This is a genomic window from Vibrio splendidus (assembly GCF_003345295.1).
Classification (GTDB): Bacteria; Pseudomonadota; Gammaproteobacteria; order Enterobacterales; family Vibrionaceae; genus Vibrio; species Vibrio splendidus_K.
In genome coordinates this window covers 38,365-61,237 of sequence record NZ_CP031056.1, presented here as the reverse complement: position 1 = coordinate 61,237, position 22,873 = coordinate 38,365, and the positions used below count along the sequence as shown (strand labels likewise).

Sequence of the window (22,873 nt, the reverse complement as noted above, 5' to 3'; positions counted from 1 at the left end):
TTATAAGAGTTAGAAGCAGGATCGAATGTTCCAATAAATTTGGTTGCGTTGGCGATTTTTTGCCTGATTCCTTGGTATTTACGTTATCAATGAAAGCGAATTCAAGAAATGCCTAAGCTATGCGTATTTATTTCTTGTAGGACAGTCTCGAATTGGTTAAAACAATTATCACCTAGATTTACGCATAGGCTCATTCGTTGAGTCCAATAATTGCAATTTTGAGATAACAAGGAAGTACAATGATTAAAGAAAACACATACTTTGAAGGTGGCGTTAAGTCGTTAGCGTTTAACCAAGCTGGTGCTGATGTGAGTGTTGGTGTGATGGCGGCTGGCGAATACACGTTCGGTACTGCGGCTCCAGAAAAGATGACCGTTGTTAAAGGTGCTTTAATTGTAAAGCGTGTTGGCGATGATGACTGGACGACATACCAATCTGGTGAGTCTTTTGACGTTGCGGGTGATTCTTCATTCGACTTACAGGTAAAAGAAGCGACAGCTTACCTGTGTGAATATCTGTAACTCGCTTTAAATTCGTTTAATCAGGGAATCGTTTGTCTCTGATTTAATAGAAAAAAACCACGCTCTAGGAGCGTGGTTAAATAAGTGATAGTAACCGGCAGTGGATAGTGTCACTTGTTTTTGCAGTCATCAAATGGATGACCAAATCGTTGTTCGTTGCAAAATCTCTTCAATCTTCAATCTTCAATCTTCAATTCAAATCTCAAAGACAGACATTGGTAAATCAGTAAGTCTCAAATACGCCGTTGTTGTAATCCTGAATCGTCTGTTCAATCTCTTCCATTGAATTCATGACGAACGGACCATAGTGCACAACAGGTTCATTAATCGGCTGACCAGAAAAAATCAGTACACCTGAATCTTCTAGGCTTTCTAAAGACAACAATTCAGCTTTTGTTAACAGGGCAAGCTGACCTTGCTTGATCACTTTGTCGTTGATCTTAATACTGCCTCGGTACACATAAGTCATGGCATTGTGATTAACATTAGTCCCTAACGTCACTTTTTGCCCAGAATGAGAGCGCCAATCCGCAACGCTTAATGGCACACCTGTTTTCTGCAATGGACCTTGCGCTCGTAAAGCCTCTGAATCATCGTTAGTTTGGTTATGCAGTTCAAACCCACCGGCTATCACTCTCAATAAACCACGTTGTTCACTTTGGTGTTCTGTAATGCTTTCACTCTGGAAGTCGTGATATTGCGCGGGCAGCATTTTGTGTGACGCAGGCTGGTTTATCCAAATCTGAAAACCGTGCAGTGCGCCTTCTTCCATCATCGGCATTTCGCTGTGAATAACACCACGACCCGCAGCCATCCACTGTGCGCCACCGCTACGAAGTTCACCGACATTACCCATGTGGTCTTTGTGTTGGAAGTGACCTTGGAGCATGTAAGTGAGCGTTTCTATCCCACGGTGAGGGTGTGGAGGAAAGCCACCAACATAGTCTTTGCTTTCATCCGACTTAAGTTCATCAATCATCAAAAATGGAGAGAAACGCGTGTTATTGAAGCCAGCGAGTCTTTGGATTTTGACGCCATCACCATCGGAGGTGGCATGTGCTGCAATCACATGATCTACTGTTCTTACACTCGTCATTTTGAAATCCTCATAAACTTGAATAGCTGTAGTTTATGTAATTTGATTTAAAAAGAAGATGGCATAGCGTTGAGTGACTTATTCGAAAATTTTGAACAGGTAACAATAATTTTGAACAGGTAACAATATGAAATTATGTCTATACTCAATATAGAGTAGACCGCCAAGGAGGCCGCTATGGCAGTACAGCAAAAACATGGCGAAAGGCAAGGTCGGATGGGCTTTGATAACGACTTTACAACGGAGCAGGGGCAGCGTTTTACCGAGGTTGCGAACAGCGCGGTTAAACGTCGCGTAAAAAAACGTGCGATTGAAGCACCGTTTATTCAGTCGGCTAAGCAAGCTGCTTTTAAAACGGTAGTGAGACCTAGAGGCAATAACCCAAACCGAACACGACAAGTCATATGGATGATTGTGATCGGGTTAGTGAGCCTATGGCTTATGTATATGGCAGGTTAGTGCGTTTAGCAGTCAGCGATATTAATGGTTAACGTTGACGCGTTTTTAACAGCGTAACATTGTTCCCTTCGACTTTTGCTTCAAGACAATCTTCAAGCTCAGATGAATCCGATTCTGAGAAGGTTAGGTTCGTCGGTAGTTCTTCGATCAATGTCGATACTGGATTGTCGTGATAATAAGCGTATCGGTTTTTTCCTGAATGCTTGGCAACATACATCGCTTTATCAGCACATCTCGTCAGTTCATGTAGCTCTTGAGCATCTTGCGGATACAAAGACACCCCAACACTGAGCGTCAATTCCTTGATTCTCTCGTTTGTCTGGCAACCACTTTCGAATAACCCACAAATCCTATCTAAAATACCGTCTAGATCTTTACGAGTTGGTACATCGTAGAGCATCAAAACAAACTCGTCGCCAGCAAAGCGCGCAATCGAATAGTCGTATTCATGGCTTTTTCTGTCTCTGGTTCGAATGTTGTTACTCAAGCGATTGGCAAAGTGCTGTAAGACACTGTCTCCTACGTCGTGCCCGTAGCTGTCGTTAATGCCTTTAAAGTCATCAATATCTAAAAAGACCAATGCCGTAAGTGATCGCTCACTATCCACTGTCGCAAGCTTTTCCACCGCCCAGCGCTCAAAGCTCCAACGGTTGGCCAATCCGGTAAGTTGGTCTCTGTAGGCGAGATCTTCAATGCCTTCTTTATAAAGGCGTTGGATATAACTGACGGCTTTTGTGTAGTAATAAGCGGATGTGTGACACACCAAGCTCATGGTAAATAGGCTAAGAATAAATCGGTGTGTACTGTTAAATGGCAAAGAAAAGTTATTGGGCATCGCCGTAATTAAGGTGCTGATAAACAGACAAAATGAGGTGCTGAAGATAATGCCAATTCTGAAATCGTTAATGAAAATGACGGCTGCCAGAATCGGATAGAGCCAAAGTATCCGGTCGGGAATCGCGTGACTGTACAAGAATAGGATAACCCCTTGTACCAGAAGAACGCCACTCAGAATCAATTCTGAATATTCAGGGTTAATGACTTTTCTTACGTAAAATGCATTGGAGATAGCGATCAGTGCAAAACACAATTCGAAAACCGACAGTGTGTAATGTTGGCCTTGGAAGTAAGCCCAAGTGTAGAAAATGAATAACGCAGCGGCAGTCAGTGAAAAGGAGTGGACAATTTTTTGCTTGCGGGTGGATCGTATGTCCGCCATTTCTTCTAGGTGTCTGCCGACCAGCCTTTTCATGTGATTTGTGCCAAAGATTTTGATAATGGAGTTAATAGTAGATTAAATAATAAGCTACGCAGAGGTTTAGAGGGCTATTTAGTGTGATTGTTATCAAGGTTTTATATTAAAAAATAATCAACCGATAATAAATAGTGATGTGTATCACTGACGGTGCAAGCTTGTCCGATAGTTAGGATAATCAAGGTTCGATTTGGCAAAAGCGATTTAGTTATTATCTACTTGCTTTCCAATGATTTACTCAACATAGTTTGTATATAGCTAAATGCTTGTATATAGCTAAATGTTTATATATACCTAAATTTGATAGAGGCTCATTATGTTAATTACCTTTAGTTGCAAGGCTCATGCTAGCGTCACGATGTTTGGTGAGGTAGGTCTTCAGTTCATTAAGATGCTTGGACATAGTGGCGCGATCCCAGGAGCCATTGATGCTTCAGCGGTCCCTCAAGCACTAAACAACTTACGTGCTGCGATCGCCGCTGAGCAGAGCAAACCGGTAGAGCAAGAAAATGCGGATGACGACAATGAAGAAGAGGTTGTTGAAGCGCCTGTTAATATCGGTAGCCGAGCTTTTCCGCTAGTCGAACTATTGAAAGCAGCTATCAAATATGAATGCGAAGTGATGTGGGAAGACGGCAGCGGCAAACGACTGTAGTTCGATTCGCGCAAAGCGTAACAAGCCTATCGAATCTATTTTAATAGGAATGAATGTTGAGCCAGTATCGGGCATACCATGGAGTTTGATGGTGATGAATCGACACTGGCGCTTTTTTTAGGCGAAGTGTTTCACTTGTGTCTGTTCGTTTACAAAGTTCATCAGCCTTGAAATGAGTTACTTTTGTTATCGTAATATCAATACATAACAGACCGTAAACAAAGTGATGCTGTTCACGCTTTCTTGACTCCCAATTCTGAACTAGGAATTTTTCCTAGTTATTCTAAGACCCTCTCTCATGCGGTCGATTTTTAGACTCCTTATTATTTCACGGTCAACTAACAAAGAATGCATGGTCGCAATTATGCCGTGCAGACCTCATAAATAATAAGAGAGTTCACAATGTTAAAGTTCCTAGATCAGGTTCGAAAACCGACACTGGATCTTCCGGTCGAAACCAGAAGAAAAATGTGGTTTAAACCCTTCCTACAATCTTACTTAGTCGTGTTTATTGGTTATCTAACCATGTATTTGATCCGTAAGAACTTCAATGTCGCGCAAAACGACATGATTTCTACTTATGGGTTATCAATGACGGATCTAGGTCTTATCGGCCTTGGTTTCTCAATCACTTATGGTATCGGTAAAACCGTCGTTTCTTATTACGCCGATGGTAAAAACACCAAGCAGTTCCTGCCATTCATGCTTGTCCTTTCTGGTATTGCCATGTTGGGCTTCAGCTTCAGTATGGGTGGCGGCAGCGCTAGCTTATTCATGATGGTTGCCTTCTACGCACTGAGTGGTTTTTTCCAAAGTACGGGTGGCCCTTCAAGTTACTCAACGATCACTAAATGGACGCCTCGTAATAAGCGCGGTTCATACTTAGGCCTTTGGAACATGTCACACAACGTGGGTGGTGCAGGTGCTGCTGGTGTTGCGTTGTTTGGTGCCAATTACCTATTTGATGGCAACGTTGTTGGTATGTTCGTTTTCCCATCTATCATCGCGATTGTGGTGGGTTTTATTGGCATGCGTTTTGGTAATGATTCTCCAGAAGCATACGGTCTAGGTACGGTTGAAGAGTTGTTTGATGAAGAAATTAGCGAAGAAGATACTATCGCTGAAGAAAATCAAATGACCAAGAAAGAGATCTTTGTTGAATACATTCTAAAAAACAAAGTGATCTGGTTGCTCTGCTTCGCGAATATCTTTTTATACATTGTTCGTATCGGTATCGATCAATGGTCTACCGTTTACGCGTATCAAGAGCTAGGTCTATCAAAAGAAACGGCGATTTCAGGCTTTACTCTTTTTGAAGTCGGAGCACTGGTTGGCACATTGATGTGGGGTTATTTATCAGACCTTGCGAACGGACGCCGTGCTTTAGTTGCCTGTGTATCGCTTGGACTGATTATTGTCTCTCTAGAGTTCTACCAAAATGCAACGAGCGAGTTCATGTACCTAGCGTCACTGTTCGTACTTGGCTTCCTAGTGTTCGGTCCTCAACTGTTGATTGGTGTTGCTGCGGTAGGTTTTGTACCTAAGAAAGCAATCAGTGTTGCTGACGGCGTGAAAGGTACATTTGCTTACCTAATTGGTGACAGCTTTGCCAAACTTGGCCTCGGTATGATTGCGGATGGCACACCTATTTTCGGCTTAACGGGTTGGAAAGGCACATTCGCAGCATTGGATACCTCTGCTGCTATTTGTATTGTTTTGCTGCTATTCGTTGCGGTTGCGGAAGAGAAGAAGATTCGTCACGCGAAGAAGATGCACCTAGCGGCTCAAAACGCCTAGCGAGTTTTCTTAAATAGAGTTTCGGGTAGTTAGTCTCACGTGCTTTATTTGATTAAAGCACGTGAGATCATACCAATCGCTAGTTCGATTCAGTATCATCTCTATCAATAAACCTAATATTAAATAGCTCCTGTCGGGGCTATTTTTCTTTCTTACTCCTAATTTTGGTTAATATCATGATTAATGTTGCGCTTGTTGATGACCACGTCATTGTTCGTTCGGGCTTTGCTCAGTTACTCAGTCTTGAAACTGATATTATGGTCGTGGGTGAATTCAACTCTGCGGCAGAAGCGCGCCTCGGATTGCCAAGTTGTCACCCTGATGTCGTTATCTTGGATATTTCAATGCAGGATGAAAGTGGCTTGAGCTTATTGGAAGAAATTCCATCAGGCATTGCCAGTATCATGCTGAGCGTACATGACTCTCCGGCGATGGTTGAGAAGTCATTAGAGTTAGGAGCCAAAGGTTATCTCAGCAAGCGCTGCAGCCCAGATGAGTTAATCCAAGCCGTACATACGAGCGCAAATGGTGGCTGTTATCTCACGCCTGATATCGCTATAAAGCTTGCGACACCAATGAAGAATAAAGCCTCTTTAAATCAACTCACCCGTCGAGAAAGCGAAGTGTGCCAGTTATTGGCAACAGGGCTCGATGTGAAATCTATCGCCGTTGAGTTAGGAGTTAGTCATAAAACGGTTCATGTACACCGTGCCAATGCCATGGACAAACTCAATGTTAAGAACAACGTTGAGTTAGCCAAATTGTTCACTCAAGATCAGTACTAATGCGCTCCTATCTAGCCACCTCCCTATGTGGGGTTTTTATGGCTGGCTGCGCATGGTTTTGTTTATGGGTTATTGCCTTTTATTTCATTAATGACCCTGAGTTAGCCATTCTGCTTTTTCCATTCTCACTCAGGTTAGGAATGACGCTGCACACTCGCACTCACTATTGGCCTGCTATCTATATTGCAGAGTGGGGGCTCGCGATCGCTTTAGCTCTATTACTGGATGAACCCCAATGGCTGACGATACTAATCGCCAGTGGACTAAGTATTCCAGCTACTCTAATTGCCAAACGTTATTATTCTGGTGACCAGAATCGTCACTTGTTAGTGATGGCGAGCTTAATCATGGTCACCGCATCAATTAACGTTGCCGTGGTGGGTTCTCATGTTCCAGCCGTTTACATGGTGTGGTTAGCGAGTATCACGGGTGGACTGATGTTGGTGCCTATGTGTTATCTGGTCTGGAACTATCTATTCCAAAATAAGTGGGCGCCACTGAGCTCTTACTTAATCCATAATGTTGTAGAGTTCAAAATCCGTCACATCGCTTTATACAGTGTGTTGCTGGTGGCCAGTATTTTGATACAAACCAGTTTGCCTGATGAACTCAGACGATTTGCCCCATTTTGTATGGCGATCCCTATTATCTTGCTGGCCGTTCGTTACGGATGGCAAGGCGCTTTGCTCGCGACCCTGTTAAACAGTGTTGCGCTGATTGCTGCTCATAGCGGAACGTCAAAACTTGAAATTACCGACTTACTCTTGTCTCTATCTGCTCAAACTATTACCGGTATATTGCTTGGCCTTGCGGTTCAAAAGCAGAAAGATCTCAACTCCAAATTGCGAAGCGAGCTTTCCAGAAACCAAAATCTTTCACGTCAGTTAATCACGGCTGAAGAATCGGTTCGTCGTGACATTGCTCGTGAGCTACACGATGAAATCGGTCAAAACATCACGGCAATTCGCACTCAAGCAAGCATTATTAAGCGTGTCGACGCGGCTGAGATGAGCGTTCGTTGTGCGGGCACGATTGAGTCATTGTCTTTGAATGTTTATGACACCACCAAACGCCTACTCACAAAACTAAGACCTAAGATGTTGGACGATCTTGACCTAAAAGATTCCGTGGAACAGCTTATTCGAGAGATGGAGTTTTCGGATCACGGCGTTGATATCCAGTTAAATTGGCAAGGTGATTACTCGTGTTTGAGTGACACGCTCAAGGTCACTATCTTCAGGCTGTGCCAAGAATCTCTAAACAACGCCTCTAAATACGCCAACGCGAGCGAAATCAGAATTGAACTGATTCTAGATGATCAGGCTTATCTTCGGATCTCAGACAATGGCGTTGGTTTTACAGCGCAAGACCTTCTCAAAGGAATGGGGGTTCGTGGTATGCAAGAGCGTGTTCAGGCGCTCGGTGGCAAGATGACAATCAACGCTAATGGCTCCTCTTCGGGTACCAATATCAGCGTTACATTACCTAAAGTGTGATAACGAATATGTTTGGATTTCTGCGCTCAACAACGTCAAAGAGTGATGCTTTAACTGATGATGAGATCAATCTGAGTTACCACTACTGGCGCCTTCACATCATGATAGGAATGTATGTTGGTTATGCCGGTTTTTACTTCACTCGTAAAACCTTCAATTATGCCGCGCCAGCCATGATCACCGACCTTGGCTTGGACAAAGGCGATATCGGCTTAATTGGCACGCTCTTTTATCTTTCTTATGGCTTATCGAAATTTATCTCAGGCACGATATCGGATCGTTCAAACCCGCGCTACTTTATGGGGCTTGGCTTAATCGCAACAGGCTTGATCAATATCGCGTTTGGCTTTTCTAGTTCGTTAGCGGCTTTCATCTCGCTTTGGGTACTGAATGCATGGTTCCAAGGTTGGGGCTGGCCATCGTGTTCTAAGTTATTGACGACTTGGTATTCTCGCTCCGAAAGAGGTTTTCGCTGGGCTATATGGAATACAGCACACAACGTTGGTGGGGCGCTAATTCCTATTCTCGTGGGTTATCTAACGCTGCAATTCAGTTGGCGATCTGGGTTTATCTGGCCGGGTGTGATTGGTGTATTTATCGGTCTTATCGTTTGTTGGCGCTTACGTGATAAGCCCACCACCATGGGACTTCCAACGGTAGGGAAGTGGCGCAGTGACCATTTAGAATTGGCGCAAGAGAGCCATGGGCAAGGGTTAAGCTATCGAGAAATCCTGAAAACCTATGTGTTCAGCAATAAGTACATTTGGCTGCTCGCCTTTAGCTATGTGTTGGTTTACATCGTAAGAACGGCGGTTAACGACTGGGGTAACTTATACCTAACCGAAGAACACAATTACAGTTTGATAAACGCCAACGCTGCCTTGTCTCTGTTTGAGATTGGCGGTTTCGTTGGTTCACTTGTTGCTGGGTGGGGCTCGGATAGGCTGTTTGGTGGCAACCGCGGTCCAATGAACATCTTGTTTGCCATCGGCATATTTCTTTCAGTTTCTGCACTGTGGTTGATGCCTTTAACCAACTTTGTGTTTCAAGCGGCTGGGCTGTTTTGTGTCGGCTTTTTTGTTTTTGGTCCTCAAATGCTTATTGGCATGGCGGCGGCAGAATGCTCGCACAAAGACTCTGCTGGGGCGGCGACAGGTTTTGTTGGCTTGTTTGCTTACATGGGTGCAGCACTTTCTGGTTACCCATTAGCGCTCGTTCTAGAAACTTATGGCTGGAGTGGATTCTTCATTACCATCTCGACTTGTGCGGCCGTTATTGGCTTGCTGCTACTGCCTTTCCTACAAGCTCAATCACCTCAGAAAAGTGCAGAGGTTCGCTCTGGCTTTTAAGGACCCTTCCCGATAACAAGATAGTCGCTGGTGTTTGTATTGTTGCTTGCATCGCTATTGCAACCGTTGTGATACAAGCCGCTATCTTATTCTCAGCGCTTTCTACGCGTGATATTCAAATGTGACTCTTTTCACGCTTTTCATCGATCTCACCTGTTTCTAAGAATTTTTCCTATTGCGTCTAAGACCTCATCTCATGTGGGTCCTAGCTGCTCTCTGTAGTCTTTCTAATTATTTACGTTATTAGAAATCAGCTCTCTGAATTATGTTCAAAGGGCTTACTATGGAAAACGCCATGTCACTCAGCCACTTCTCAGAACACTCATTTTTCCCAATGGAAAACACCATCCAAAATTATGCATGGGGGAGCATTTCTTCGATACGTGAACTGTTTGGCTTTAAGAATGAGTCACAAGAGCCGCAAGCGGAAGTTTGGATGGGGGCGCATCCGAAAGGTTGCTCAATGGTTAAGCTTGACCAACATTTGGTGCCTCTATCTGAGCTGATTAACAAGAATAAACCGGCCTATTTATCTACTGATATTGCGCAGGAGTTCGGTGAGCTACCGTTTTTGTTTAAGATCTTGGCAGCAGAAAAAGCGCTGTCTGTTCAGGTTCACCCAAACAAGCGCCAAGCTGAAATTGGCTTTGCGAGAGAAGAGCAAGCAAGAATTCCCCTAAACGCAGGGCATCGCAATTACAAAGACTCGAACCACAAACCTGAATTGGTTTACGCGATCACTGAATATCAAGCGATGAATGGCTTTCGAGAGTTCGATGAAATATTAGGTCTGTTCAGAAAGTTGGATTCGAGCGAGCTGGCTGGCTTGGTTGAAGAGTTTGGTAATAATATTGATTCTCTTGGCTTAGAAGCGTTTTTCCGCGATCTGTTAACGCTGAATGACCAACGTAAACACCGAGCATTAGAGCAACTTCTGACTCACGCAGCTGCCCACCAAGATCAAGCTGAGTTTGCCTTGGTTACTGAGCTTAGCCATCAGTACCCGAACGATATCGGTTTGTTTTGTGTTCTGCTGCTTAACTTGATCACATTGAAGCCAGGTGAAGCGATGTATTTGAATGCGAACACTCCGCATGCTTACATTAAGGGAACCGGGCTCGAGATCATGGCAAATTCAGACAACGTGCTGCGAGCAGGTTTAACGCCCAAACACATTGATGTCGCTGAATTAGTGGCGTGTACAGAGTTTACGCCAATCCCGTTTGATCGCTTGTTGTTAGCGCCCTCAAAACTGGGACAATGTGATAGTTATGATATCCCTGTCAGTGATTTTGATTTCAATATCTTTCATCGCCCTCAGCGAGAAGAAGTCATCACAAGCGGTGCTGAAATTTTAATGGCGATAGACGATGATTTAACGTTAATGAGTCAGAAAGGTGAGCATTTAACCCTTACTAAAGGGCAATCGGTATTTATCCCAGCCTATATTGGCCATTACGAATTGAGCAGTAACGGGCGAGTGGCCAGAGCGTTTAATTAGGGGAATAGCTGTCGTCTAACATTAGAAAGCTTTCGGGCTTTGGGTATGCGGTAAAGTCGTAGAGATATTAGTAAGAATAAACATTTCATAACAATAAGAGCTCTTTGAATCAGAAAACAAACGTTTTCATAGGTTGACTAATAAATGCAAACTGAAACAATAAGTCGTATTTATAGAAGTGTGTTGATCTAAAGGAAATTTGATGAGCTCTTATTCTCACGTTCGAAGTTACGCCAGTTTATTCAGTGTCTTATCGTTGGCGGTTGCGTCAGCTCCGAGTGCCGCTGATATATCAACAACGCCCGTCATTGGTGGCGTGTTTAGCTCCAGTGAAGTGTTGAAAAATCAGGTGCTTTCAAGCCTAAGTTATTCTGCCAAACTCACTCGCGATGCAGCACTTTTCACCATTGGTGGCGTTACATTAGATGCGTATATTCTCGCACTTCCTTTAGATGCCAAAACAAAAGCCAGAGTCGTTGCTCAGTTATCCAACCCGACGTACTCAATTCCTTTGGGTTATTTTCTCTATAGCTATTACGACCGCTATTCAGGCTTGGGCAGTGAAGATGTGTTCAAATCTTACTTGTCGACGGTTTATGATAAGCAGGCGCTAAAGGGCTTTGAACATAGCCTCTATCATGTTGGAGATAAGCCAACCTCAGAGCATCACGAGCCAGATACCTCGACTGAAGCAACGGGACATCATGAAGGTATTCGTATCGATGAACAGTTCATTGCCAACATGGTGGTTATCTACGATGCGTTATTCGAAATTGGTGTTTGGCAGGATATGGACATGCTCCCTGCGAATTACACATACTTAACCAATAGCCCTGAAGATCTAGCGATCATCGCTCAGATTCAACCGATCATCGTTGATTTGATCGGTAAAGCGGCATTGGGAATGGATGACGGCGACATGAAGTCTGCAATGTTGGCGATTGCAGAAGATGGCAAACCAGAAAACGCTGATAAGCCGAATAACAAAGCACAAGCTCTTACTATCACTCTCATTGATTTTGTGCGCTTAAACTTGCTGAAAGCCTACCGACAGTTTGTGTTTAAAGAAGAACGTGCAGAAGCGCTCGATGATTGGATGCAGCAAGCGTTCAGTTACCAGCCTGATGCGCTCATTCTGTTCTTAGAATCCCAACAGAACAAACGTTTTGCGGTCCAAGTGACAGTCGATGGTTTACAGCAAGGATTGATTGAGGGGTTGGTCGATGAAAATTCACCTTTCATTTCGGTTGCTTACCAAAATCATAAAAACCGAGCGCAATATAAACTTCAGTTAGAAAAGGTGATTGAGCCTGAGCATCAACAACAGGTGAGGTTCATGGAAGTTCTGTCTGAACAAACCTACCGTGATCCGAATTATCTTCCGTTCTTCAAAAAACTCTATCAAGAGAATCGAAATAATATAAGCCGAGTAGGTATCTCTTCTACTCCGACAATCAGTGTACGCAACCTACCGATCATTAAAACGGGCGCAAAAGTGTCTGGTAACGGTGGTACGGGTATCCCTAATTTCCACTTTGTCGACCGAGAAATCGATCGTGCGTATTACTTTTTCGGCAATGATGCCCTGCAGTTAGATGTGTTGATGGCAAACAACAAGGTGCAGACCATGTTTGATCGCCTTGATTACCTAAAAACACTGAACTGCAACGCTCAATATGATTGGAATGCTCACACCACTTACGATGGGCTAGTAAACCTAGGTTTGGGTGAGTCACTGCGTGATTATGGTGAGAAACGCTGCGTTAAAGAGCTTCAAGAGCGTTCAGAAGTCGAAGTGGTTTTGCAAGAAAAGCGTCAAGCCTTGATTGAAGATATTGAAGCGTATCAGTCTATATCTGGCTTTGATTTTTTCACTAAGTTTTCAAAGAGAGCTCTGGTTAAACAGTCGATCACTCAGTTTGCCGAGTTAGATGGAAAAGGGATGCCAGACTACACCTTGGTGTATAACCCATGGCCGGATCACTTCGCGCACTTTACCGGCCCTTTTAGTGACGAAATTCTGATGCCGACTGGAGAGCTTAACCGACTGGACTATTGGATTCGCCAGATTGAAGCGACCTACCGCAGTGCAGGCGTTTACGATAAAACGCTATGGGGCATGGCTGGGGATCATGGTTTAACGCCGGTGTTCTACGCGCTCAATCCCGAAAAGCAGGTATTTGAAGGCTTACAAGCAGAGCTAGAGTATCCAATTGTGGTTAAGAAGATATCTTCAGACGAGGGTGAAGGGCCTAAAATCACCAATGCTCTAAGCTACCCAAGCTCGAAGGAATTGGATGTGGTGGTCGCCTCTACTGCTGGTGGTAATTTCATGATGGACTTCTTTAATTCGGCTCAAGGGTGGCAGGTTCAGCCGGTTTACCAAGAACTCACGCAGTGGTCTCCGATTGCAGCGCCAGATGGTCAGAACATAGACATCATTAATCAGATAGCGCAGCGCTTGCCTGAAAGTCTTGATTATATGGTCGTAAGAGAAAGCACATGTGACCAACAACGTTGTGCGGTTCGTGTAATTGGTAACCGAGATTTAAAACGAGTCGACGAATTAATTACCCGCGAAGGTGACAAGCTTTTCTATGAGTCATTGGAAGACAACCGAGCGCCGATTTTGCTCAATACGCAAAGGTTAAATCCATACCTAGCATCACCAAGCGAAGCTGATTTTTCACAATATTCTCAATTGGTAGAAAAGTGTATTAACCGAGCGGTTAAAGCGGATGTGACAACGTGGTGTAGCAGTGCTGAGTGGACTTCATTAACGCAACCAACACCTCGACCAGATTCAGTGAATCAACTGGCTAATATCTACCTTGAAGATAGGGCTGGCACGGTTAACTTGTTCCCTAAAGCGGGAATTGGCTACAACACCAAGGTACCGGGGCGTCATGCTGGTGAGGATTACTTAGAGAAAGATGCTTTCATCGGATTCTGGGGAGCGCCAATTGGCGATAACTCTCAGCAACTGAAAATCGAAGCTAACGGATCTTTAGCGCCAACGCTGTTTGAGTATTTGACCGGAGAACCTGTGGTCGAAGGCGAGAACGGTTGGGGCTTTTCGTCGTTGATTGAGAAGTTAGATATTTCAAGCGCGCGCTAAAGTAAACGCTCTCTACCTACTCGCTATCTGTATTTTCTCTATGGTTAGCGAGACTTAGAGTTAGCTAGGTTGAGAGCCATCCCCACAAAATCTTCATCACTGTCATCAATAACCTGATAGCCAAGTGACTGATAAAAGCGAATGGCGCGGGTGTTACTTCTAAAGCTCGACAGAGTGACTTGGTTTCGTTGCTCTTGATGGGCTTTTTCGTGGATGAGTGACATGACTTTTTTACCAAGAGATTGATCTTGGTATTGAGGGGAAATGATCAGCAGATGAATATGGTATGCGTTGTCATAAGGCTTAAAACACACAAGTCCAATCCTCTCTTTTCCTCGGTATACCCAATGAAACCAAGAGGGATGGTAATCGTTTAAAAGTCGTTGGCGTTGGAAGTCGTCATCCCAACCGAAAACACTATCGACGTGTATGAAAAGACTTTGTTTAACACACGTAAACCGTTCTTCGAATTCAGAATTTGAAACGAGCTGGAATTGTATATTCTCTTCTTTTATTACCACTCTGATTGCTTCCTTATCAAACGCCTTTGAATAAGCAAACAGTAACATAATTGAAGAAGCCAAATTAGCTTAGATTTGCGATGTGATAAAACCAAAAAGCCATGCGTGATGCATGGCTTAGAATAAAGTCTTGGATTGATTTTTCTATACGATCTTAAGTGCGTGGTGGCGCGTGAGCTGTTTGTGTAGCGAGTCTTTTAGCGCCATGCGCTCTACTTTGAGGTTGTGCATGCTGTCGTCATCGATAGGGCTGCCAGAGATTTCTAGCTGACGGATATCGTAGTCGAGTTGGTGGTACTTCTGCATGTCTGCTTTGAATTTTTCGTCGTCGTGGTTGAGCTGAACAATGTCTAATTTAAGATCTGGGAAATCTAAGATAAAGGCATGGTTTTCATTGAGCATTGGCACTTCCTCACTTGTCTAATTAACTTCAGTATAGAGCCTATTTTTGAAGATAAATGTGTTCCTAAACACAAAGCGAGAGTAGGATCAAAAAAGGGCATTAACGTTCCAGTTTGGATGCGTTAATGCCCTTTGTTATTTTAGTAGGATCAAATACTACTTCGCTTTCTTACCAGAACGTTGCTGCTCTTTGTGTGCTAGCTTTTCTTTCTTACGTTGGTCGATAAGGTGAGCGGCTTCGCCACCTACGTGGGTTTCGCCACGAGCATTCGACAGTTGAACTTGCTTTTCACGTTCGCGGAAACGGGCTTTCTGCTCGTCGCTGTGCTTATCAATACACTTAGGGCAGCTTACGCCTTTCTCAAAGTGCTCAGAGGCTTTGTCTTCGTCAGTGATTGGCAGACGACAAGCGTTACACACATCGTAACCGCTCTTTTCTAGCTGGTGGTTTACTGCAACACGACCATCAAATACGTAGCAGTCGCCTTCCCACATGCTCTCTTCTTCTGGTACTTCTTCTAAGTACTTAAGAATGCCGCCTTCAAGGTGATAAACCTCATCAAAGCCTTGCTCTTTCATGTAGGCCGTTGATTTTTCGCAACGAATACCGCCAGTACAGAACATTGCGACTTTTTTGTGTTTCTTAGGATCGAGATTTTCTTCAACGTACTGAGGGAACTCGCGGAAGGTTTCTGTGTTTGGGTTTACAGCATTTTTGAATGTACCGATATCGACTTCGTAGTCGTTACGAGTATCAACCAGAATCACATCAGGATCAGAAATCAGAGCGTTCCATTCGTTTGGTTTCACGTAAGTGCCGACAACGTGGCGTGGGTCGATGCCCTCAACGCCCATGGTTACGATCTCTTTCTTAAGCTTAACCTTGGTGCGGTTGAATGGCTGTTCTTCGTTGAACGACTCTTTGTAAACAACATCAGCTAGACGAGAATCTTGTTTGAACCATTGAAGAAGAGCGTCGATAGATTCGCGCTTACCTGCAACGGTGCCGTTGATACCTTCACTCGCAAGTAGCAAAGTACCGCGGATTTGGTTGGCTTCTAACACGTCAGTGAGTGGCTGGCGAATTTCTTGGTAATCATCAAGTGCTACGAATTTATACAGAGCACATACAACATATTGAGACATGGTTTTTCCTTTCTGCGAGCTGGAACGTAAATCCAGAGCGTTGCCTTTTATGATACAGACTGAGTTTAATTCACTCAGGTTTGCCCATATTGGCTTATTAAAATCCGCCGCAGTATAACCAAGCCAAGGAAGGACAAAAACCAACCAAAAGTAGGGCTATTTAGCATTGTTATCAGTGTGGTTTTAGGTGTGTGAAAATGGTAGCTATTTGATAAACAGTTTCAGCTCAGATAAGTAGTGATATCTTGTTGTTTATTGAATATTTGGCTACGAACTTATGTTGTATCTCATTTCAATGAGCTGGTGTTCCCCGACGATTTCTACTTCACGAATGAACTTAAAGCCAAACTTTTCATAGTAATTTTTTAGGTATTGATGAGCGTGGATTTCAATTACTTTAGCACCATGTTCAGAGGCATGTTTTAGAAGTGCTATAACAATTTTAGATGCGATACCAGATCCTCGATAAGGCTGTAGAACAGCAACACGCGCCATAGTTGAGTGTCCTGATTCATCAATGTGCAAGCGTGCAGTCGCGACTAAATTATCTTCATCGGTCATGAGTGCATGATGTGAGACAGGATCGAGCCCATCAAGATCCAATATCTGCGGTATGCCTTGTTCAACAACGAAGACTTGATGACGAATGGATTGTGCTTTCATTATCAATTCAGGGTTGTTACCAATCACCACTTCCATTTATTGCTCCATGCTGTCTAACTAATGCTTTGAAAATACTCTATTTGAGGGGCTGTTCGTTTGTGACTTGCCTTTAAACTAAGGCTTTTGAATAGCTACTTGTGTCTATATCAATGATCTCTACGGTCAGCGAAGCATTGGATAGTGGAAGAGTCAGTAATTGATCCAAAATGGACTTGGAGAGCATCGTTTTAATGCTTTCGTTACGCCCAGACAAAATACGCACAGAGACATGCACGAAGTCTTCTTTTACTTCACCTGTTTGGTAATGCTGGTAGGCAAGGCTGCGTACTTTGATGTCTTCTCCTGTTGGTGAGAACAATTGAGATTCCATCGCGCCGAGAAACACTTTCTGATTGAGTTGCTGACCATCAATAGTGGATGAGTGTTCGATAATACAATGAGGCAAAGTGATGTCCTTTCTGTGTTTTATAGCGACCTAAAATTAAGGCCAATGTGACTCTCTTGTTGAGAATGACATTGACCTTTAATGCTGATTCGTTGCGGCTTTCTCGGCAATAAGCCGCTCAGGCAATCACCAAAGCGGTCAGCGATTACGCTTGGTTCAGTACTTCCGCTAAGCGTTTCACCGCTTCAGTCAACTCTTCTGGGTTGGCGTTGGTGAAGTTCAAGCGCAGTGCGGCTTTTGCTTCATCTGCTTTTGGATAGAAGACTGGGCTTGGTACAACTGCCACACCATTCGAAAGTAGAGTTTTAGCCAGTTCAAAGGTGTCACACTCTGGGATTTCAACCCAAATGAACATTCCGCCATCAACGGCTTTTAACACGCAATCTGCAGGCAGTTGTTTTTCTAGTTCTGAGAACAACACTTCATAACGAGACTTGTACAGTGTGCGAATGTTTTCCATATGTACGTTGAAGTCTTCATGCTTTAGAAGACCAACAAGCAGCGCTTGCATGGGTACACTTGAGTGCAAGTCAGCGCCTTGCTTCACTTTGATCAGTGGCTCAAGGTAGCTGCGTTTGCCTGTTACCGCACCAATACGTAGACCTGGCGATGCAATCTTAGAGAATGAACGAAGAACGATAGAGTTATCAGGGCAGAACGAAGAAACCAACGGCAGTTCCGTACCAGTGAAACGTAGCTCACGGTATGGTGCATCTTCAATGAAGGCTACGTTGTATTTGATACACAGCTCAGCCACTTTTTGACGAGTTTCTGTTGCCCAGCACACGCCGGTTGGGTTGTGGAAATCAGGTACGGCATAGAACATTTTCGGCGCTTGCTGTGCAAAGCACGTTTCCAGCTCATCCAGGTTCGGGCCAAATTCTGTTTGAGACACAGTCGCAATGTTTGCTTGAACTAAGCCAAAAACCTGCATCGCACCTAGGTAACTTGGCGCTTCCATCACAACCACATCACCCGGATCAACATAAGCACGTGCAATCAAATCCAAACCTTGCTGAGAACCTGTACAGATCATTGCCGTGTGAGATTCTGGCAATTGGTAGCTTTGTGTTAGGTGATCAAGCAACGGGCCATAACCTGCGGTCGAACCGTATTGGAAAACTTCAGGCATGTTCGCTAGATTTTCTAGCGTAGGCTTCATTAAATCGATAGGGAATGTTTTCGCATCGGGTAAACCACCGGCTAACGAAATAACATTTGGATCGCTTGCGGCTGCGAGGATCTCTCGAATGTATGAAGATTGAATCTGTTGTAATGACTGTGCGATTTCCATGTGTTGTGTCTCGTCGTTTATCGTTTTTATTCTATCGCTTGATATTACACGGCAATTGTAAAAACTAGCGTGTCCGTTTATGCTCTTAAACATGTCCATTTATGCTATTTGAACGATGTCACGACAACACATATCCCGAATCAATGATGTTTTGTTCCATATTCACCAAGACATCAGTCAGCCTTTGTCGGCAAAAGCGCTCTCTGAGATTGCTGCGTATTCAGAGCAACACTTTCATCGCACGTTCAAAAGTGTGGTTGGGGAGTCGTTGCATCAATACATTAGACGCACTCGAATGGAGTATGCGGCTAATCAATTGATGTTCGATACCAGCTCGTCTGTGGTTGAGATAGCCCATAAATGTGGCTTTAGCTCTGTGTCCTCGTTTAGTCGAGCATTTAAAGCGACCTTTAATATGTCGCCCGGAGAATGGCGTAAGCATGATTTACAGATTGCAGAAAAACCTTACCTGAAAGATCCCGAAGTGGCGGCAGGCTATTTGAATGTGTCGCAGCGGGAGTTGCCGGAACCTAAAATTGTTGAAGTATCAGACCGAATGGCAGCTTATGTTCGACATACTGGCTATAACCGATCCATTCGCAATGCTTGGTTGATATTGAAAGCATGGGCGAACTCTGAACAGCGTGATTTTTCGAGTCAGTTCGGCTTGCATCACTCTAACCCTGCTTGGGTTGAAATGGATCAGTGTCGTTATGTAGCGTGCATCGCGATTGATGAGGCGATTAAGTATCGCAGTGTCGTGAACCAAATGGTGATTCCAGGCGGTTTGCATGCCGTGTTTCGACTTAATGGTCGTTATGGTGAGCTGCTACCACAGATCAGTATGGTATTGGAAAAATGGTTACCGGCTTCTGGTTTCAAACAGCGTTCGACTCCTGCGTATGTGCATTATCATCGGAACCATTTTCTCAATAGTGATGAAGTGTTTGAGCTTGATTTCTACCTCCCTGTGAGTTTTTATTAGTAACCCCGTTTTTGAGGAATAATTATGTATCTTGTTTTGTATTGCCACAATATTGGTATGACCGACTTCTCCTTCTTTGAAACGGAAGATTTTGACAAAGAAGAGGGCTATATCGTGCGAGGTAAGTGGCCGAACGAGAAAGCGTTTCGTGATTACTTAGTTAAAGAGTTCGGTGATATGAGTGAGTTCCAAGTGATCGACTTAATCGCCAAAGGTGCAGAAGCAGAACACTACTTGCCAGAAGAGTTGATGCGCTTATCTCTCTAACTGTCAGCTCGTAACAACTAGCTAAATAACGTTTTATCAAACGAATAAAGAAATGGCAGCCTGATTGGGCTGCCATTTTTCGTTTTAAGCTAGAGCGCATCGCTCGGAGTAAGCGCGAAGCTATTGCGCCACTTCGTCAACCAAGTACAAGATTGACTGATACGGAATGCCGCTGTGGTGTGATAAACCGATCTCACAGGTTCGGCTGTTACTAAAGCCGCGAGTACAGTTGCTCGGCACTTGTTCTTTGAGTGGATGCACTGCCGCCTCATTCAGCTCTGGCGTGGTAAAACCTTTGTCACCCGCCCAACCACAACACTGAATATGCTCAGGAACGATGACCTCTTCAGTACAGGCTTTAGCAAGGTTCAACATCGCGCCTTCCAAACCCATTCGACGAGAGCTACAAGTGACATGCAGCATCACGGTTTCTTGCAGCGGCTCAAGTGTCAAGTGCTCAAGCAGGTATTGATTCACAAACCCTGTTGGCTCTAATACCTCTAACGGTTTGGTGAACTGTTCAATACTGCGTTTAGCACATGGGCTGGTATCCATTAAGACTGGGTATTCACCCTGACGACTCGCTTGCCACAATACTTCTTCGAGCTGTTGCGCTTTAGATTGGGCTAAATCGGTCATTCCTTTGCTGTCGTAAGGCATGCCACAACATTGGTCATCTAGCTTCTTCGGAAGAATAACCTCAAATCCGGCTTTGTTAAGCAAAGACATGGTCACTTCAGTTAGAGGACGTTGGTCGCCCGCATCACTCTGTTGTCCCATGGTGCGACTCGCACACGAAGGCAGGTAAACCACCTTCTTGTGATTGCTTGAGGATTTTACCGTCACTGGGGATGAGACTAGCGAGTGGCTATTGGATTGCGGCATCTCCGGCATCCAAACGGGTGTCGCGCCTTTAGTCATTGAGCGCAAGCCATTGGTTAGCTTGCCTACGGTATTTGCGCCTAAAATCTTACTCGCCACTTGATTGGTTTTGAGGCCAGCCTTGGTTAGTTTAGTGGTGGTCGAGAAATGATCCGCTGTCCACTTTGCGATTGGCGTAAATTTCTCGTACTTGGCAATACGAAGCTTCTTGATCAAGTCGCCGGTGTTGATTCCCACAGGGCAACGCTCGGCACACAGGCCAGTTGCGGCACAGGTATCGATACCTTGGTATTCAAAGGTTTTCTCTAGTTCGCTTGCTTCTATCTCTTCGCCCGCAGCGCGACGGCGTTGCAGTTCTCGGTAGAGAACAATGCGTTGACGTGGCGATAGGGTTAAAGTGCGAGACGGACAAACAGGCTCACAAAATCCACACTCAATACAGCGGTCGACAAGGTCATCGGCAGCAGGCATTGGCTTCAAATTGGTGATGTGTGAATTCGGATTGTCGTTAATAATAACGCCAGGGTTGAGCAGTCTTTCTGGGTCAAACAGCGCTTTGATCTGTTGCATTAAGGCGTAGCCATCTTTGCCCCATTCTAGCTCCACATAAGGCGCCATGTTACGACCAGTACCATGCTCTGCTTTCAGAGAACCTTGGTATTTCACCGCAACCAATTCGGCAACGTCATCCATGAAACCGCCGTAGCGATCGATTTCTGTTTGGCTGTCGAAGCCTTGAGTGAAGACAAAGTGCAGATTGCCTTCGAGGGCGTGACCAAAAATGATCGCTTCGCTGTAGTCGAATTTATCGAACAACTCTTGCAGCTCTCGAATACCATTAGCAAGGTTTTCGACAGGAAAGGCAACGTCTTCAATGATAACAGTCGTACCGACTTCACGAACGGCTCCGACCGCAGGGAACATACCTTTACGGATGCCCCATAGGGTTGCGACTGTCTTTGGATCGGAAGTGAAAGGCACCGATTCAACAATCGTGTATTCAGTCAATGCATCCAAAATTGATTTACATTGTAAATCTAAGTCCTGCTGGGAGCTGGCGTGTGATTCCACCAAAATAGCCGCGGCTTCCAAGTCCAAGCTTGGCATAAATGCAGGCATACCCGGTTTATCAGCTACTGAGCGCAGCGCTCTGCCGTCCATCAATTCAACTGCAGCAACTGGCGTTTTTGATAGCGTAGTAACGGCTTTACTGGCTTGTTCGATGTCGGCAAACACCAACAGAGCCGAGGCTTTGTTTGGGTGTTCGATAACCGTGTTATACGTGATCTCTGCGATGAAGCCTAGCGTGCCTTCAGAGCCAATCATCAAGTGTTTGATGATCTCAATTGGGTCGTGGTAATCGACCAAGGCATTGAGCGCGTAGCCGGTGGTGTTTTTAAGGCGATACTTATGGCGAATTCTGTCAGCGAGCTCTTGGTTTGAAGCTGTCTGTCTGTGTAAATCAACAATGCCTTCAAACAGCGCTTTGTGTGACTGCTTGAACGCCTCAACGCTGGCGTTATCTGCGGTATCAAGTAGGGAACCATCACTCAATACGATTTTCATGCTCTCGACGGTGCGATAAGAGTTTTGCGCAGTACCACAACACATGCCACTGGCGTTATTCGCCGCGATACCACCGATTTTACAAGTATTGATTGAAGCTGGATCAGGGCCGATTTTACGTTGGAAAGGGGCGAGGTATTTGTTGGCATCGGCGCCAATCACACCGGGTTGCAGGATGATTTGATTACCGTTATCGACGATCTCGTGGCCACGCCAGTCGTCGGTCAGTGTGATGAGTACCGAGTCTGAAACGGCTTGCCCTGAAAGGCTAGTGCCTGCGGCGCGAAAGGTAAAATGAATACCCAGTTCGCGACAGCTTTGAATGGTGAATATGACTTCGTCTAAGCTTTTCAGCCTTAGAACCATTTTCGGCACCAAGCGATAAAAACTCGCATCGGTGCCGTAAGCCAATCGCTTTGCCTCTTGAGTGACAATGCGTTCTGTTTCTATTTTTTGAGCCAGTATCGATTCAAGCTGCTGATAAGCTTGTGCGTCTACTACTCTCTCATGGGATGTGGTTGTCTCCATCTTTGCTTCCTTGTGCTTCTTATTTGGCACTGATTTGTTTTTTTATATTATTTTCCAGTGCATAAACGGTGTCACAACGGCAGTGGAATTGCTGTGACACCGATTGAACTTCAGTCTAAGTAGACCAAAGCATTAGTTTGAA

20 protein-coding genes are annotated in these 22,873 nt (G+C 44.5%); 11 read left to right on the top strand and 9 right to left on the bottom strand.

Features of this window, described 5'->3' with window-relative positions:
- Positions 1-239 precede the first annotated feature (239 nt).
- Positions 240-521, top strand: coding sequence for a pyrimidine/purine nucleoside phosphorylase (gene ppnP, locus DUN60_RS16205; RefSeq protein ID WP_017089998.1), 282 nt, complete (start codon positions 240-242; stop codon positions 519-521).
- A 223-nt stretch (positions 522-744) separates the two neighbouring features.
- On the opposite strand, the gene DUN60_RS16200 is transcribed toward ppnP, so the two are convergent.
- Complete coding sequence (locus DUN60_RS16200) at positions 745-1,617, bottom strand: pirin family protein (protein WP_114634358.1); 873 nt, start codon at positions 1,615-1,617, stop codon at positions 745-747.
- Positions 1,618-1,794: 177 nt separating this feature from the next.
- Between DUN60_RS16200 and DUN60_RS16195 the strand changes: the two genes are divergently transcribed.
- Positions 1,795-2,076, top strand: a complete 282-nt coding sequence (locus DUN60_RS16195) for a hypothetical protein (RefSeq protein ID WP_004732756.1) — start codon at positions 1,795-1,797, stop codon at positions 2,074-2,076.
- A 28-nt stretch (positions 2,077-2,104) separates the two neighbouring features.
- On the opposite strand, the gene DUN60_RS16190 is transcribed toward DUN60_RS16195, so the two are convergent.
- Complete coding sequence (locus tag DUN60_RS16190) at positions 2,105-3,295, bottom strand: GGDEF domain-containing protein (RefSeq protein ID WP_050546407.1); 1,191 nt, start codon at positions 3,293-3,295, stop codon at positions 2,105-2,107.
- 352 nt (positions 3,296-3,647) lie between these two features.
- Between DUN60_RS16190 and DUN60_RS16185 the strand changes: the two genes are divergently transcribed.
- The 7 genes from DUN60_RS16185 to DUN60_RS16155 all read left to right on the top strand — a co-directional run bounded on the left by DUN60_RS16185 (position 3,648) and on the right by DUN60_RS16155 (position 14,032).
- On the top strand, positions 3,648-3,986 hold the full coding sequence (locus tag DUN60_RS16185; RefSeq protein WP_114634357.1) for a DUF1840 domain-containing protein: 339 nt from the start codon (positions 3,648-3,650) through the stop codon (positions 3,984-3,986).
- 402 nt (positions 3,987-4,388) lie between these two features.
- The gene (uhpT, locus tag DUN60_RS16180; protein ID WP_017094229.1) at positions 4,389-5,783 is read left to right on the top strand and encodes a hexose-6-phosphate:phosphate antiporter; all 1,395 of its coding nucleotides are present in this window, start codon (positions 4,389-4,391) and stop codon (positions 5,781-5,783) included.
- 176 nt (positions 5,784-5,959) lie between these two features.
- Positions 5,960-6,568, top strand: a complete 609-nt coding sequence (gene uhpA, locus DUN60_RS16175; protein ID WP_114634356.1) for a response regulator transcription factor UhpA — start codon at positions 5,960-5,962, stop codon at positions 6,566-6,568.
- Between the two features lie 38 nt (positions 6,569-6,606).
- A complete protein-coding gene (gene uhpB, locus DUN60_RS16170) occupies positions 6,607-8,064 on the top strand; it encodes a signal transduction histidine-protein kinase/phosphatase UhpB (RefSeq protein WP_244212235.1) in 1,458 nt (485 codons plus the stop codon).
- 8 nt (positions 8,065-8,072) lie between these two features.
- Entirely contained in the window at positions 8,073-9,413 is a 1,341-nt protein-coding gene (uhpC, locus tag DUN60_RS16165) for an MFS transporter (protein ID WP_114634354.1), read from the top strand.
- Between the two features lie 295 nt (positions 9,414-9,708).
- Positions 9,709-10,914, top strand: coding sequence for a mannose-6-phosphate isomerase, class I (gene manA, locus DUN60_RS16160; protein ID WP_114634353.1), 1,206 nt, complete (start codon positions 9,709-9,711; stop codon positions 10,912-10,914).
- A 202-nt stretch (positions 10,915-11,116) separates the two neighbouring features.
- The gene (locus DUN60_RS16155) at positions 11,117-14,032 is read left to right on the top strand and encodes an alkaline phosphatase family protein (protein ID WP_114634352.1); all 2,916 of its coding nucleotides are present in this window, start codon (positions 11,117-11,119) and stop codon (positions 14,030-14,032) included.
- Between the two features lie 44 nt (positions 14,033-14,076).
- Here the strand turns inward: DUN60_RS16155 and DUN60_RS16150 are convergent, their stop codons facing one another.
- From DUN60_RS16150 to DUN60_RS16125, 6 genes are all read right to left on the bottom strand, one after another.
- Positions 14,077-14,601, bottom strand: a complete 525-nt coding sequence (locus DUN60_RS16150; protein WP_054546133.1) for a GNAT family N-acetyltransferase — start codon at positions 14,599-14,601, stop codon at positions 14,077-14,079.
- Positions 14,602-14,697: 96 nt separating this feature from the next.
- Complete coding sequence (locus DUN60_RS16145) at positions 14,698-14,955, bottom strand: HP1242/YdcH family protein (RefSeq protein WP_010432560.1); 258 nt, start codon at positions 14,953-14,955, stop codon at positions 14,698-14,700.
- Positions 14,956-15,111: 156 nt separating this feature from the next.
- On the bottom strand, positions 15,112-16,101 hold the full coding sequence (trhO, locus tag DUN60_RS16140) for an oxygen-dependent tRNA uridine(34) hydroxylase TrhO (RefSeq protein WP_017089989.1): 990 nt from the start codon (positions 16,099-16,101) through the stop codon (positions 15,112-15,114).
- 267 nt (positions 16,102-16,368) lie between these two features.
- The gene (locus DUN60_RS16135) at positions 16,369-16,800 is read right to left on the bottom strand and encodes a GNAT family N-acetyltransferase (RefSeq protein ID WP_114634351.1); all 432 of its coding nucleotides are present in this window, start codon (positions 16,798-16,800) and stop codon (positions 16,369-16,371) included.
- Positions 16,801-16,873: 73 nt separating this feature from the next.
- The gene (locus DUN60_RS16130; protein WP_114634350.1) at positions 16,874-17,209 is read right to left on the bottom strand and encodes a 5-carboxymethyl-2-hydroxymuconate Delta-isomerase; all 336 of its coding nucleotides are present in this window, start codon (positions 17,207-17,209) and stop codon (positions 16,874-16,876) included.
- A gap of 145 nt (positions 17,210-17,354) precedes the next feature.
- A complete protein-coding gene (locus DUN60_RS16125; RefSeq protein ID WP_054546139.1) occupies positions 17,355-18,503 on the bottom strand; it encodes an aminotransferase-like domain-containing protein in 1,149 nt (382 codons plus the stop codon).
- 115 nt (positions 18,504-18,618) lie between these two features.
- Here DUN60_RS16125 and DUN60_RS16120 point away from each other — a divergent pair, with 115 nt between their 5' ends.
- Both DUN60_RS16120 and DUN60_RS16115 read left to right on the top strand, forming a co-directional pair.
- The gene (locus DUN60_RS16120; protein ID WP_114634349.1) at positions 18,619-19,488 is read left to right on the top strand and encodes an AraC family transcriptional regulator; all 870 of its coding nucleotides are present in this window, start codon (positions 18,619-18,621) and stop codon (positions 19,486-19,488) included.
- Between the two features lie 24 nt (positions 19,489-19,512).
- Positions 19,513-19,755, top strand: a complete 243-nt coding sequence (locus DUN60_RS16115) for a hypothetical protein (protein WP_114634348.1) — start codon at positions 19,513-19,515, stop codon at positions 19,753-19,755.
- 120 nt (positions 19,756-19,875) lie between these two features.
- Here DUN60_RS16115 and DUN60_RS16110 read toward each other — a convergent pair whose 3' ends face one another.
- On the bottom strand, positions 19,876-22,731 hold the full coding sequence (locus tag DUN60_RS16110; RefSeq protein ID WP_114634347.1) for an FAD-binding and (Fe-S)-binding domain-containing protein: 2,856 nt from the start codon (positions 22,729-22,731) through the stop codon (positions 19,876-19,878).
- Between the last annotated feature and the right edge of the window lie 142 nt (positions 22,732-22,873).